Here is a 12,994-nt window from a genome sequence, read left to right as displayed (position 1 = left end):
GCCCCAAGGGCGGGCCGGGGATGCAGGAAATGCTGTATCCGACCAGCTATCTGAAGTCGAAAGGGCTTGGCGCGGCCTGCGCGCTGATCACCGACGGGCGGTTTTCGGGCGGAACCTCGGGCCTGTCCATTGGCCATTGCTCGCCCGAGGCGGCGCAGGGCGGGGCCATCGGCCTTGTCCGCGATGGCGACCGCATCGAGATCGACATTCCGAACCGCACGATCAACCTTGCCGTGCCGCAGGCCGAGCTGGACGCCCGCCGTGCCGAACAGGATGCCGCAGGCTGGAAACCCGCCAAACCACGCAAGCGCAACGTCACGCAGGCGTTGCGGGCCTATGCGGCCTTTGCCTCATCCGCCGACAAGGGCGCGGTGCGGATTCTGCCGGAATAAGCAGAGCTTGCGCCCCCATGATGGCCGGATAATCTGGCCCGTATCGGGGCGCTTGCGGGTGTTTCGTTTCGTGGGGGCAGTCCTGATTGCCGTGACGGGCAGAGCACCTTCGCCCGTCACATTCCCTTATTTCAGCCAGTCACGGGCCAGCGCGGGCAGCGCCGCGAAATCATCCAGCAGCGCGTCGGGGTTCAGCCGCGCGATACCCGCGCCTTCGGGGCCAAAGCTGACCAGCGCCACCGGCACCCCGACATTCGCTGCCGTGCGCCGGTCGGTCTCGGTATCACCGATCAGGCAGGACCGCGCGACCTCGCCCCCCGCTTGCGCAACAGCGGCGCGATAAGGCGCAGGGTCGGGCTTGCGCGTGGGCAGCGTGTCTGCCCCGATCAGGCTGGCGAAAGCATCCCGCACCCCAAGCGCCCGCAGAAGTTGCTTCGCCAGTGCCTCGGGCTTGTTGGTGCAGACCGCCAGCCGCTGCCCATCCGCCGCCAGCGCCTGCAAGGCGGCCTCTGCCCCCGGATAAAGCCGCGTGTGAACCGCAATCCCCGCCGCGTAATGATCCAGCAGCCGGGCGAAATCCGCATCCTCGGCTCCCGGCGGCAACAGCACATCGGCGGGCATCCGCGCATAGCCCGCCCGCAGCATCGCCCGCCCGCCCTGAAAAGCAATCATCGCATCCGCCACCGGGTCCAGCGGGGCCGCCAGCCCCCGGTCTGCAAAGCAGGCGTTTGCTGCGGCAATCAGGTCAGCCGAGCTGTCCACCAGCGTTCCGTCCAGATCAAAAACAACAGTTCCCGGCATCTGTAACCTTTCGTATGAAAGAGTGATCTTGCCGGGCCTTGTGCCACGGGCGCGGGCCTGACAAAACCCCGGACGAACTGCGAGTGAGGAAACCATGACCGACCGGCCCATCGCCCTGATCGTTCTGGCCGCCGGGCAAGGCAGCCGGATGCAATCCGACCTGCCCAAAGTGCTGCACCGGCTGGGCGGTGTGCCGCTGGTCGGTCACGCGCTGGCAGCAGGGCGCACGCTGGACCCGGCGCAAGTCGTCGTGGTCGCCGGTCATGGCGCGGAACTGGTCACGAAAGCCGTGGCAAAGCTGGACCCCGACGCGGCGATTGCCTTGCAGACCGAACAGCTTGGCACCGGCCACGCTGTCGCGCAGGCGTTGCCGCTGCTGGCGGATTTCGACGGCAAGGCGGTGGTGCTTTACGGCGACACCCCCTTTATCAGCCCCGAAACGCTGGCCGCACTGACCAGCCACCCCGCCGATGTGGTGGTGCTTGGCTTTGATGCCGCCGATCCGGGCCGCTATGGCCGGCTTGTGACCGGGGCTGAGGGGCTGGAAAAGATCGTCGAATACAAGGACGCGGACACCGCCACCCGCGCCATTACCCTATGCAACAGCGGCGTAATGGCGATGGAGGCCAGCCTGATGCGCGACCTCATCGCCGGGCTGAGCAACGACAATGCGGCGGGCGAATATTATCTGACCGACCTTGTGGGGCTGGCCCGCGCGCAGGGCCGCAAGGCCGCCGTCGTGACCTGTGACGAATCCGAGACGCTGGGGATCAATACCCGCGCCGAACTGGCCGCTGCCGAGGCCGCCTTTCAGACCCGCGCCCGTGCGGATGCGCTGGAAAACGGCGTGACCCTGACCGACCCGGCAACCGTCTGGTTCAGCCTCGACACCGCCATCGGGCGCGATGCGGTGATCGGGCAGAATGTCGTCTTTGGCCCCGGCGTCACCATCGAAAGCGGGGCCGAAATCCTGCCCTTCTGCCACCTTGAGGGCTGCCATGTCAGCGCGGGCGCAACCGTTGGCCCCTTTGCCCGGCTGCGGCCCGGCGCGGAACTGGGGGCAGATGTGCATGTCGGCAATTTCGTCGAGATCAAGAACAGCGTTCTGCACGAAGGCGTCAAGGCCGGTCATCTGACCTATCTTGGCGATGCCGAGGTGGGCGAGCGTGCGAATATCGGCGCAGGCACCATCACCTGCAATTATGATGGCGTCGGCAAGCACCGGACGATCATCGGGGCAGATGCCTTTATCGGCAGCGATACGATGCTGGTCGCCCCTGTCACCGTGGGCGCGCGGGCGCTGACCGGATCGGGCAGCACCATCACCGAAAACGTCCCTGACGATGCGCTGGCCCTTGGCCGGGCGCGGCAGGTCAACAAACCGGGCTTTGCGGCACGCCTCATGGAAGTGCTGCGGGCCGCAAAGGCCAAGAAAGGCTGAAAGATGTGCGGAATTATTGGTATCCTTGGTAAACATCAGGTCGCGCCGCAACTGGTCGAGGCGCTGAAACGGCTGGAATATCGCGGCTATGACAGCGCGGGCATCGCCACCATCGACGCCTCTGGCCGGCTGGACCGCCGCCGCGCGGTCGGCAAGCTGGTGAACCTGTCCGACCGGCTGGTGCATGAGCCGCTGGCTGGCACCTCGGGCATCGGCCACACCCGCTGGGCCACCCATGGCGCCGCGACCGAGGCCAATGCCCATCCGCACAAACACGGCCCCGTCGCCGTCGTTCATAACGGCATCATCGAGAACTTCCGCGAACTGCGCGAGGAACTGGCCGCCGCCGGTGAAACCCCGGAATCCGACACGGACACCGAAACCGTCGCCATGCTGACCGCGCTCTATATGGCGCAGGGCATGACCCCGGTCGAGGCCGCCCGCGCCACGCTGGCCCGGCTGAACGGGGCCTTTGCGCTTGGCTTCCTGTTCGACGGCCAGCCCGACCTGCTGATCGCCGCCCGCAAAGGCAGCCCGCTGGCAATCGGCCATGGCACGGGCGAAATGTTCATCGGCTCGGACGCGGTGGCGCTGTCGCCATTCACCGACCGCATCACCTATCTGGAGGACGGCGACCACGCCATTCTGACACGTGCGGGCGTGCAGATCTTCGACGCGGAAAACCGCCAGACCACGCGTGAGGAACGCCGCATCGACGTGGGCGCGACTGCCATCGACAAGGGCGGCTATCGTCACTTCATGGCCAAGGAAATCGCCGAGCAGCCCGCCGTTTTGGGCGACGCGCTGAACCATTATATCAAGAACAACCGCATCGTTCTGCCCGAGGCGCTGGATTTCACCGCCGTGGACCGGCTGACGCTGGTGGGTTGCGGCACCGCCTATTACGCGGCGCTGGTGGCGAAATACTGGTTCGAGGAACTCGCCGGTCTGCCCTGCGACATCGACGTGGCGTCCGAGTTTCGCTATCGTGAACCGCCGATCTCGCCTGCAAGCTGGTCGATCTTTGTCAGCCAGTCGGGCGAAACCGCCGACACGCTGGCGGCGCTGCATTACTGCAAGGGCCGTTCGGCCAAGACCATCGGCGTGGTCAATGTCGGCACCTCGGCTATCGCACGGGAAACCGACATCGCCCTGCCGACGCTGGCCGGGATCGAAGTCTGCGTGGCCTCGTCTAAAGCCTTTACCTGCCAGCTTGCGGTGCTGGCCGTTCTGGCGCTGAAAGCCGCCGCTGACAAGGGCCGCCTGACACCCGAGCAACTGGCCGCCCATATCGACGAATTGCGCGCCATCCCTGCCCTGCTGAATACCGCCCTTGGCACCAGCGACGACTGCCGCCGCCTGTCCGACTGGCTGGCTGAGGCGCAGGACGTGCTTTACCTTGGCCGCGGCGCGCTGTTCCCGGTGGCAATGGAAGGGGCGCTGAAACTGAAAGAGCTGTCCTATATCCACGCCGAAGGTTATGCCTCGGGCGAGTTGAAACACGGTCCCATCGCCCTGATCGACCGCAATGTGCCGGTGATCGTTCTGGCCCCTCGTGACCGGCTGTTCGACAAGACCATCAGCAACATGCAGGAAGTCATGGCCCGCCACGGTCAGGTCGTGCTGATCTCGGATGCCGAAGGCATAGCCGAGGCTGGTCACGGCACCTATGCGCAACTGGCCATGCCCGCCGGCGGCGGGGTCTTTGCGCCGATCCTTTACGCGGTGCCGATGCAATATCTGGCCTATCACACCGCCGTCGCCAAAGGCACCGACGTGGACCAACCCCGCAACCTGGCGAAATCGGTTACGGTGGAATAAGGGGGCTGCGCCCCCTTGCCTCCGGCGGGGATATTTGATGCCCGTGAGCCGTGGCGCAAACCAGTCCGGTTGGCGCAAGCAGATTATCGGAAACAGTCACCTATGCGGGCGGGGAATGGCCGGGACATTACCTTCCGAGCCCCCGGACGCATGAGGGCGTTTAAACCCGGTATTGAAAATACTGGCATTGATGCGCCAGAACGCATCTATCTGCGCATCTCTGGTCGGTCAGTTCGTCACGAAAAGCGCGGAAAAGAACCGCTCATGCTCAGCAATCAAGACCAACCACCTGCCTGGATGGCTTACGCCGTCGGACAGTCTGTCATTCAGATGTCAAACCTTGAAACGCATGGAAACTGGCTTGACGGGTCATTCCAGCGGAAAAGAGGCCGTCAAGCCAAGAGGGGCACCCCTTACGACAGGCGCGAGATTTCCTCTTTGATGCGCAGTTTTTCCTTTTTCATGGCGGCGATATCCAGATCGTCAGAGCCGGGGCTGCGCTGTGCGGCCTCGACCGCTTTGGACAGTTCCTCGTGTTTCTTGCGCAGGGCTTCGACGTGGTTTTCGACGGTCATCTCGTCCTCCTCTAGGGTTGGTCGATGTCATAAGACCATCACATAAACCCGATTCTGTCACCCGTTTTCGCCCCCTGAAAGCACAATTGGCGCGCCATCACGCAGAACCGCTTGTGCAAGCGGCGAAAAATCTTCGGAATCGTCGGAATGTGACGGTTTTTCATGGACAACCAGCGGGGCCAGCAGACGCAGCGGCGACCGCGCCCCTTTGCGGGCGGCGACGATCACACGGCCAGCCTCGCGCCCTTGCCGGGCGGCGATGGGCAGCACCGTCAGCGCCCCGGCCCGGCCCGACAGGCCCGCCAGCAGATCGGCCAGCCGCTCGGCCCGGTGGATCGCCACCAGCCAGCCGCCGGGCCGCAACCGGCGCAGGCCCGCATCCAGCCACAACGACAGCGGCGCGGCCTCATGCCGGGCGGTGCTGCGGCCCGCGTCGGGGGCCTCGGTTCCGCCAAGGAAATAGGGCGGGTTCATCATTACATGGTCGAAGCTCTGGTCGCGCAGGCTGGCGGGCATGGCGGCCAGATCACCCTGAATCACCTGCACCGGCAGCCCTGTCTCGGCCGCATTGCGCATAGCCAGCGCGGCATAATCAGCCTGCAATTCCAGACCTGTCACCGCGACGCCCGGCACCCGCGCCGCAAGGCACAGCGCCGCCACGCCTGCGCCGCAGCCCAGCTCCAGCACCCGGTCCCCAGCCCGCGCAGGCACCGCCGCCGCCAGCATCACGGCATCGGCCCCGGCGCGATAGCCCTGCGCGGGTTGCCACAGCGCCAGCCGCCCCCCAAGGAAACCATCCCGGCGCAGGCTCATTCGATCAGCCCCGCCTCTCGCAGCAGCGCCGCCGCGATGAAGGCATCCTGATCCGCCACCATCAGCCGCCGCGGAAGCACCCCGATCGAGCCTTCCAGCACGCTCATATGCTGGTCCAGCGGAAAGCAGGGGATACCCTCGGCCGCCAGAATGGCCTCGGCATGGGACAGTGTGACCGGGTTGTTGCTGCGCAGAATCTCTTTCATGGCGCGAAGGTATGTCGCGGTTGCACCCGTGTCTATTGCATGGCAATGGCTGGCGCGGAAAAGGGGGCCGCGATGACCGATACTGCGATGGACCAACTGACCGGGGCGCTGGCCGATGACATGGCCGCCGTCAATGCGCTGATCCGCGAAAGGATGGCCAGCCGCCACGCGCCGCGCATCCCCGAAGTGACGGCGCATCTGATCGAAGCCGGCGGCAAGCGGCTGCGCCCGATGCTGGTTCTGGCCGCTGCGCGGCTGTGCGGCTATGACGGCCCGCATCACATCCTGCTGGCCGCCACGGTCGAGTTCCTGCACACCGCCACCCTGCTGCATGACGATGTGGTGGACGAAAGCCAGCAACGGCGCGGGCGGCCTACGGCAAACCTGCTGTGGGACAATAAGTCCAGCGTGTTGGTCGGGGATTACCTGTTCGCCCGCAGCTTTCAGTTGATGGCCGAGGTGGACAGCATGGAGGTCATGCGCATCCTGTCCAACGCCAGCGCCACGATTGCCGAGGGCGAGGTTCTGCAACTGACCGCCGCGCAGGACATCACCACGACCGAGGCCACCTATCTGCAAGTCGTGCGTGGCAAGACGGCGGCGCTGTTTTCAGCGGCGACCGAGGTTGGCGCAGTGGTTGCCAAGGCCGATCCGGCGGTGCAGCAGGCGCTGTTCGATTATGGCGACGCGCTGGGGATTGCCTTTCAGATTGCCGACGACCTGCTGGATTACGGCGGCACCAGCGCCACCATCGGCAAGAACACCGGCGATGATTTCCGCGAGCGCAAGCTGACCCTGCCGGTCATCAAGGCGATTGCGGCGGCAGATGCAGATGAACTGGCCTTCTGGACCCGCACCATCGGCAAGGGCGACCAGCAGGATGGCGACCTTGAAACCGCGCTGGAAATCCTGAACCGGCGCGGGGCGCTGGCGGCGGCGCGGGCGGATGCGCTGGACTGGGCCGGACGGGCCAAGGCGGCGCTGGCCAAAACGCCTGACCATCCCTTGCGGGCGCAGCTTGCGGATCTGGCGGATTTCGTCGTCTCGCGTCTGTTCTAAACCCGCCAACGCAAAAAGCCCGGCCTTTGCAGCCGGGCTTTCGCATTATATCAGCGGTTTCAGTTATAGGCGTTCTCGCCATGGGTGGTAATGTCCAGACCCTGCCGCTCGTCATTGGCGGGGACACGCAGCCCGACCAGCGCCTTGACCACACAGATCGCGGCAAAAGACACCACCGCCGACCAGATCATCGCAATGACCACGCCAAGCACCTGAACATAAAGCTGGTAGCCCATCGAGACCTCGACGCCCTGCCCGCCAAAGGCCGGGAACACGAACACACCCGTCAGGACCGCGCCGACGATGCCGCCAACGCCATGGATGCCGAACACGTCGAAGCTGTCGTCGATACCGATTTTCGACTTCATCGTGTTGACGAACCACATGCAGACCAAGCCGGTGATGATACCGATGGCGATAGCCCCCATCGGACCGACGAAACCGGCAGCGGGGGTGATACCGACCAGCCCGGCAATCCCGCCCGAAACCCCGCCAAGCAGCGACGGATGCCCACGCATTGCCCATTCACCAAAGGACCAGGCCAGCGCGGCGGCAGCGGTCGCAACCACCGTATTGATAACCGCCAGCGCGGCAACCCCGTCAGCGGCCAGCGCCGAACCGGCGTTGAAACCGAACCAGCCCATCCACAGCAGCGCACCACCGATAAAGGTGAAGGTCAGGTTATGCGGGGCCATCAGCTCTTTGCGGAAGCCAAGGCGCGGCCCGGCAACATAGGCGGCGATCATCCCCGCCACACCGGCGTTGATATGAATGACCGTGCCACCCGCGAAATCCAGTGCGCCATGCTGTGCCAGATAGCCATTCCCCTGCCAGACCATGTGGCAGATCGGCAGATAGGACAGCACGAACCAGATCACGCAGAACAGCATGATGGCGCTGAACTTCAGCCGCTCGGCCGTGGCGCCGACAATCAGCGCCGTGGCGATGCAGGCAAAGGCCATCTGGAAGGCGATGAAGTTATATTCGTAAATATCGCCCTCCAGCGTATCAACGCCAATACCGGCCAGAAACGCCTTGGACATATCCCCGATAAAGGCCGACAGCCCGCCGCCATCGGTAAAGGCCAGCGAATAGCCAAAGATCACCCACAGCAACGCCACGATGCAAAAGGCCGAGAACACCTGCATCAGCACCGACAGCATGTTCTTGCTGCGCGCCAGACCGCCATAGAACAGCGCCAGCCCCGGCACGCTCATCATCATCACCAGAATGGCCGACACCATCACCCAGGTAACATTGCCGGTATCGGCAACCGGGGCGGTCTCGACCACATCGGCCACGACCTCGACGGCGGGGGCGGCCTCTTGCGCCAGCGCCGGGGCAGCCATGGCCAGCCCGGCAAGAAGGAAAGGAAGTATCTTTTTCATCGCTGCGTCACCTGTCTGTCTGGGGCATCCGGGTCAGGCCCGTGCCGATCGGGTCCAGAAAGGGGGGCAGCGCCACGCAGAGGCAAGTTTCCGCCGGACCAGCCCGCCATGGAAACCGGCAACGCATATCTGCGGGCAATTTTGGCAGGGTTTTGCCTGAAATACAGGCAGAATACGGATGGACCAGCTTCACGCTTCGGTCAGGGTTATTCCCTCGGGGCGGATCATCCTGTATGCTGGCGCGAAAGGCCCGGAAAAGGGTCGGGCAGGATAAATACAGGCATGAGCAAGACAACGGGCAGTAAACGCCGGGTAACGGCCGAGAATCGCTATGCGCGGCAACCGGCGACGCAGCAGGTGCGGCGGGCGGGCAAGCCGAAACGCGGCAATATGGTGACGCGCGGCATCACCGGGATCGTCTCGCTGACGTGGCGGATCATCTGGGGCAGCTTTTGGCGACTTGGGCTGACTGTTGCGCTGATTCTGGCGGCCGCGACGTTCTTTTATTACTCGCAACTGCCAAGCGCGCAGGCGCTGTTCGATGCCCGTGCGCAAGGCTCGGTCACGATGCTGGACCGCGACGGCAATGTGTTTGCCTGGCGCGGCGAGACCTTTGGCACCGTCAGTTCCGACAAGATCGCCCCTGCGCTGAAAGACGCCGTGATCGCCACCGAGGACAAGCGGTTCTATAACCACCTTGGCATCTCGCCCCGCGGCATTGCCAGCGCCATCAGGATCAACCTTGAAGCCGGGCGCGGTGCGCTGGAGGGCCATGGCGGTTCGACCATCACCCAGCAGGTCGCCAAGCTGCTGTGTCTGGGTCAGGATTTCGACCCAACGCAATGGAAGAACGAAGCCGAATACGAAGCCGACTGCCGCAAATCGAGCCTGTGGCGCAAGGTCAAGGAAATCCCGTTTTCTTTCGCGCTGGAAGCAAAATACAGCAAGGATGACATCCTGAATATCTACATGAACCGGTCCTATCTTGGTGCCGGTGCGCGTGGGTTCGAGGCCGCCAGCCAGCGTTATTTTGGCAAACACGCTGCCGAAGTCACCGTTCCCGAAGCCGCGATGCTGGCCGGCCTGCTGAAAGCGCCATCCTATTTCGCCCCAACAGCAAACCTTGACCGCTCACGCGGGCGGGCGGATGTGATTATCGGGCTGATGCAGGAACAGGGCTATATCACCCCCGCGCAGGCGGATGAGGCCCGCAAGAACCCAGCGCAGCTATCGCGGGCAGCAGCGGCACGGGCGGGCGGATATTTCGCTGACTGGCTGATGGATTCCGGCCCGGCCTTCCTGACGACGGAAACCACCGAGGACGTGACCATCACCACCACCTTTGACCAGCGTGTTCAGCGCGCCGCCGAGCGGGCGTTGAACCGGGTGTTCCAGGAAAAGGTCGCCGCAGGCAGCAAGGCGCAAGCGGCAGTCGTGGTCATGTCGGCGGATGGCGCGGTGCGGGCAATGATCGGCGGGCTGGACAACACCGCCACCGGAACCTTTAACCGCGCCACGCAGGCGCAGCGGCAGACGGGTTCCAGCTTCAAGCCTTTTGTCTATGCCGCAGCACTTGACCGGGGCTACAGCCCGAATGACATTATCCGCGACGCGCCAATCTCGATCGCCATTCCGGGGCAAAAGCCGTGGACGCCGCAGAACTATACCCGACGGTTTTATGGCGATGTGTCGCTGGCCAATGCCTTGCGCCAGTCGCTGAACGCCGCCACCGTGCGCCTGCAAGAAGCCGTGGGCCGGGACAATGTGATCCGCATCGCCGAAGGTTTCGGCGTCTCTCACGACCTGAAAAACTGGCCGTCGCTGGCGCTTGGGGTTTCGGAAACCTCGCTGCTGAACATGACCGGGGCCTATGCTGGTATCCGCAACGGCGGCCGTTCGGTTCGCCCCTATGGGCTGGTTGAACTGCGGATTCACGGCGACCGCAACCCGCTGATCGGCCAGACCGGCGGCATGGGTGAACAGGTGATCTCGCCGCAGGCCGCCGCCGAACTGGTCGGCATGATGAAAGGCGTCATCGACAGCGGCACCGGCACCCGCGCCAAGCTGAACGGACGCGAAGCCGCGGGCAAGACCGGCACCACGCAAAGCTCACGCGATGCCTGGTTCATCGGCTTTACCGAACAATATGTCGTCGGCGTCTGGATGGGCAATGACGACAACACCCCGCTGAAAGGCGTGACCGGCGGCGGGCTGCCCGCTGAAATCTGGCAAGCCGTCGTGACCGAGATTTCCGCAGACCTGCCCGCGCTGCCGCTGACCGTCAGCGTGCCGGGGGGCGAAGGCCGCTATGTCGTGGGCGATAACGGGCCTTCGGTGCTGCAAACCACCTCGGACGACCCGCTGGCCGCCGCACTGGCCGAGGCCATGGGTCAAACGGGTGGCCCGGCTGAACCCGCCGCCCCGCAGGCCCCGGCTGCTCCCGCATCACCGGGCAGGCCACAGGTGCAATCTCAACCGCAGGTTGATGGCTCGGATGCGCTTGGCGATGCACTGAAGGGGATATTGGGCGGCAACTGACACAAACCCCGCCGCTGATGCCAGCGGCGGGGTTTGGTTTTGCGGCAGCCTCGGATGCCTCCGGCGGGGATATTTAAGTGAAGAAGAAAGCCTAGTCCCGCCGCACCGGATGTTGCGAGCGGAATCCGACGGCAAAGCGATTCCAGCCGTTGATCGTATTGATGAGCAGGGTCAGCTCGACCCGCTGCTGCTCATCAAAGGCGCTGGCGAGAGCGTCATAATCCGCATCAGGCGCACCGGTCGCCTCCAGCCGGGTCAGAGCCTCGGCCCAACCAAGCGCCGCGCGTTCGGACGCATCAAAGGCGGGGCTTTCGCGCCATGCGGCCAGCACATCCAGTTTCTGCTGCGACACGCCTGCGGCACGCGCTTCGGGCAGGTGCAGGTTCAGGCAATAGGCGCAGCCGTTGATCTGCGAGACACGCACCTTGACCAATTCACGCAGCGGCGGCGCGATGGACAGGTTTTTCACCGCCTCTTCCAGCGCCATCATCGCCTGCATCGCAGCGGGGGCGGCTTTGTAATAGTTCATTCGTGCCTGCATCTGTGACCTCCTTAACCAGCCTGCTGCAAATCGGCGGTCAGTGCCGCAATGTCGCCACGACGACGGGCCAGCATCGCGCCGATCTCGGTGCGCTCGGTCGCCAGCATGTTCACGCCTTCGATGATGATGTTGAAATAACGGCGCTGGCCGGATTGTTCCGAGACATGCCATTCCACCGCCATCGGGGCGCGGCCATTCAGATAGGCGACCGAGGAAACCTCGACGAAACTTTTCAGCGGACGGGCGCCCGTCACTTCGATGCGGCTGCCGATGAACTCGCGGAAGCGTTTACCGTATTTGCGCCCGATATAGCCCTGAAACGCCTGTTTATAGGCGGCAAATTCGGCCGGTGAAGCCTGTCGCGCCGCCGGACCCAGCGCCGAGCGGGCGATAATGTCCACATCGGCATAACGGGCAAAAATCGCCTCGAAATTGCGATACATCTGCGCCGGTGGCTGACCCGAATTGATAACGGCGTAGACCTCACCCAGCGAGGTTTCGATCATCGCGCGGGCCTGTTCCGTGCCAAGCGCAAAGGCCGGACGGGCGGCAACCAGCGTGGCCCCGGCCATCAGCGTCAGAAACCCCCGACGGTCAGTTTTCGGCATAAGGATCAATGACATCAGCTTCCTGCCCCAATTCGTGCCTGCGATGATCCAGCCAGATCTGCCGGGTCTGCGCATAGCTGTCGGCGCTGCCGTGCAGCACACTCTCCACGGTATCACCAAACCGCGCCCGCTGCGCGGCTTTACCGCCAACGCGCGCAATCATGGTTGCGTTCCATTCTGCGGGCGGCAAAGCATGACGCAGCGGGTCGATCACCACATCCACCACCTTGCCCGTCGCATCGCGCAGGTTCGACGGTCCCAGCACCGGCAATTCCAGATAGGGGCCTTCACCGAGGCCCCAGACCGCCAGCGTCTCGCCAAAATCGGTGTCCTTTTCCGGCAGATTAAACGCCCCCGCAGCCGGATCGGTCAGACCGCCAAAGCCAAGCGTCGTGTTCACGACAAACCGCGTCGCATTTTGCAGCGCATCAATGGGCCGGCCTTGCAGAAGTTTGTTGACCGTCTTACCCGGCAGCGAGAGGTTCGAGCCAGCATTGCCCGCCACCGTTACCACCGCCGAGCCAAGCCCGCTGCCTTCACCGCCCTTCATTGGCGCGGCCAACGGCTTGATAATATTGCGATCCAGTCCGACATTAAAGGCGTGAACCCGGCGATTCATCGGCTCCAGCGGATCGTTGATGCCGGTCTGGTGGGCGGGGGTGCAGGCTGCCAGAGGCACAAGGGTCAGAAGAAAAATCGCAACTCGCAAACGAAATCCTAACCTTTTGCGCATAAACGGGAATAAAGAGCGATGCTGATACGTCTGTATTTCAGGCAATAACAGCGTTAGTTGGTTTGGGATTCATGGGCA

At 64.0% G+C, this 12,994-nt stretch carries 13 protein-coding genes; 5 read left to right on the top strand and 8 right to left on the bottom strand.

What is annotated here, in order from left to right; genetic code table 11:
• A partial coding sequence (locus tag Q4G24_RS11965) for a dihydroxy-acid dehydratase (RefSeq protein WP_303366764.1) occupies positions 1 to 392 on the top strand: 392 nt, incomplete at its 5' end.
• 126 nt (positions 393 to 518) lie between these two features.
• Here Q4G24_RS11965 and Q4G24_RS11960 read toward each other — a convergent pair.
• Positions 519 to 1,193, bottom strand: coding sequence for an HAD-IA family hydrolase (locus tag Q4G24_RS11960; RefSeq protein WP_303366763.1), 675 nt, complete (start codon positions 1,191 to 1,193; stop codon positions 519 to 521).
• Positions 1,194 to 1,287: 94 nt separating this feature from the next.
• On the opposite strand from Q4G24_RS11960, the gene glmU reads away from it, so the two are divergent.
• Together glmU and glmS are read left to right on the top strand one after the other, a co-directional pair.
• On the top strand, positions 1,288 to 2,634 hold the full coding sequence (glmU, locus tag Q4G24_RS11955) for a bifunctional UDP-N-acetylglucosamine diphosphorylase/glucosamine-1-phosphate N-acetyltransferase GlmU (RefSeq protein ID WP_303366762.1): 1,347 nt from the start codon (positions 1,288 to 1,290) through the stop codon (positions 2,632 to 2,634).
• 3 nt (positions 2,635 to 2,637) lie between these two features.
• A complete protein-coding gene (gene glmS / locus Q4G24_RS11950) occupies positions 2,638 to 4,455 on the top strand; it encodes a glutamine--fructose-6-phosphate transaminase (isomerizing) (RefSeq protein WP_303366761.1) in 1,818 nt (605 codons plus the stop codon).
• Positions 4,456 to 4,868: 413 nt separating this feature from the next.
• Here the strand turns inward: glmS and Q4G24_RS11945 are convergent, their stop codons facing one another.
• The 3 genes from Q4G24_RS11945 to Q4G24_RS11935 are packed head-to-tail and all read right to left on the bottom strand — an operon-like array spanning position 4,869 to position 6,049.
• On the bottom strand, positions 4,869 to 5,030 hold the full coding sequence (locus tag Q4G24_RS11945; protein WP_303366760.1) for a YdcH family protein: 162 nt from the start codon (positions 5,028 to 5,030) through the stop codon (positions 4,869 to 4,871).
• A 57-nt stretch (positions 5,031 to 5,087) separates the two neighbouring features.
• Positions 5,088 to 5,843 carry a tRNA1(Val) (adenine(37)-N6)-methyltransferase gene (locus Q4G24_RS11940; RefSeq protein WP_303366759.1) on the bottom strand — a complete coding sequence of 252 codons (756 nt, stop codon included), beginning with the start codon at positions 5,841 to 5,843 and terminating at the stop codon, positions 5,088 to 5,090.
• A complete protein-coding gene (locus Q4G24_RS11935) occupies positions 5,840 to 6,049 on the bottom strand; it encodes a DUF2007 domain-containing protein (RefSeq protein ID WP_303366758.1) in 210 nt (69 codons plus the stop codon). The genes Q4G24_RS11940 and Q4G24_RS11935 overlap by 4 nt, the downstream gene beginning before the upstream one ends.
• Positions 6,050 to 6,121: 72 nt before the next feature.
• On the opposite strand from Q4G24_RS11935, the gene Q4G24_RS11930 reads away from it, so the two are divergent.
• The gene (locus Q4G24_RS11930) at positions 6,122 to 7,108 is read left to right on the top strand and encodes a polyprenyl synthetase family protein (protein ID WP_303366757.1); all 987 of its coding nucleotides are present in this window, start codon (positions 6,122 to 6,124) and stop codon (positions 7,106 to 7,108) included.
• A gap of 59 nt (positions 7,109 to 7,167) precedes the next feature.
• On the opposite strand, the gene Q4G24_RS11925 is transcribed toward Q4G24_RS11930, so the two are convergent.
• Positions 7,168 to 8,496: an ammonium transporter gene (locus tag Q4G24_RS11925; protein WP_303366756.1), complete on the bottom strand. Its 1,329-nt coding sequence runs from the start codon at positions 8,494 to 8,496 to the stop codon at positions 7,168 to 7,170.
• 282 nt (positions 8,497 to 8,778) lie between these two features.
• Between Q4G24_RS11925 and Q4G24_RS11920 the strand changes: the two genes are divergently transcribed.
• Positions 8,779 to 11,034 (top strand): transglycosylase domain-containing protein, encoded by a 2,256-nt coding sequence (locus tag Q4G24_RS11920; RefSeq protein WP_303366755.1) that lies wholly within the window; start codon positions 8,779 to 8,781, stop codon positions 11,032 to 11,034.
• Positions 11,035 to 11,125: 91 nt separating this feature from the next.
• On the opposite strand, the gene Q4G24_RS11915 is transcribed toward Q4G24_RS11920, so the two are convergent.
• The 3 genes from Q4G24_RS11915 to Q4G24_RS11905 are packed head-to-tail and all read right to left on the bottom strand — an operon-like array spanning position 11,126 to position 12,892.
• Positions 11,126 to 11,575, bottom strand: a complete 450-nt coding sequence (locus Q4G24_RS11915; protein WP_303366754.1) for a carboxymuconolactone decarboxylase family protein — start codon at positions 11,573 to 11,575, stop codon at positions 11,126 to 11,128.
• Between the two features lie 11 nt (positions 11,576 to 11,586).
• The gene (locus tag Q4G24_RS11910) at positions 11,587 to 12,147 is read right to left on the bottom strand and encodes a phospholipid-binding protein MlaC (protein ID WP_303366767.1); all 561 of its coding nucleotides are present in this window, start codon (positions 12,145 to 12,147) and stop codon (positions 11,587 to 11,589) included.
• Positions 12,148 to 12,169: 22 nt separating this feature from the next.
• Positions 12,170 to 12,892, bottom strand: coding sequence for a VacJ family lipoprotein (locus Q4G24_RS11905; RefSeq protein WP_303366753.1), 723 nt, complete (start codon positions 12,890 to 12,892; stop codon positions 12,170 to 12,172).
• Positions 12,893 to 12,994 lie beyond the last annotated feature (102 nt).

The organism is Paracoccus sp. (in: a-proteobacteria), assembly GCF_030538695.1.
In the GTDB taxonomy this organism is placed as follows: domain Bacteria; phylum Pseudomonadota; class Alphaproteobacteria; order Rhodobacterales; family Rhodobacteraceae; genus Paracoccus.
This window is presented reverse-complemented; position numbering and strand designations above follow the sequence as displayed.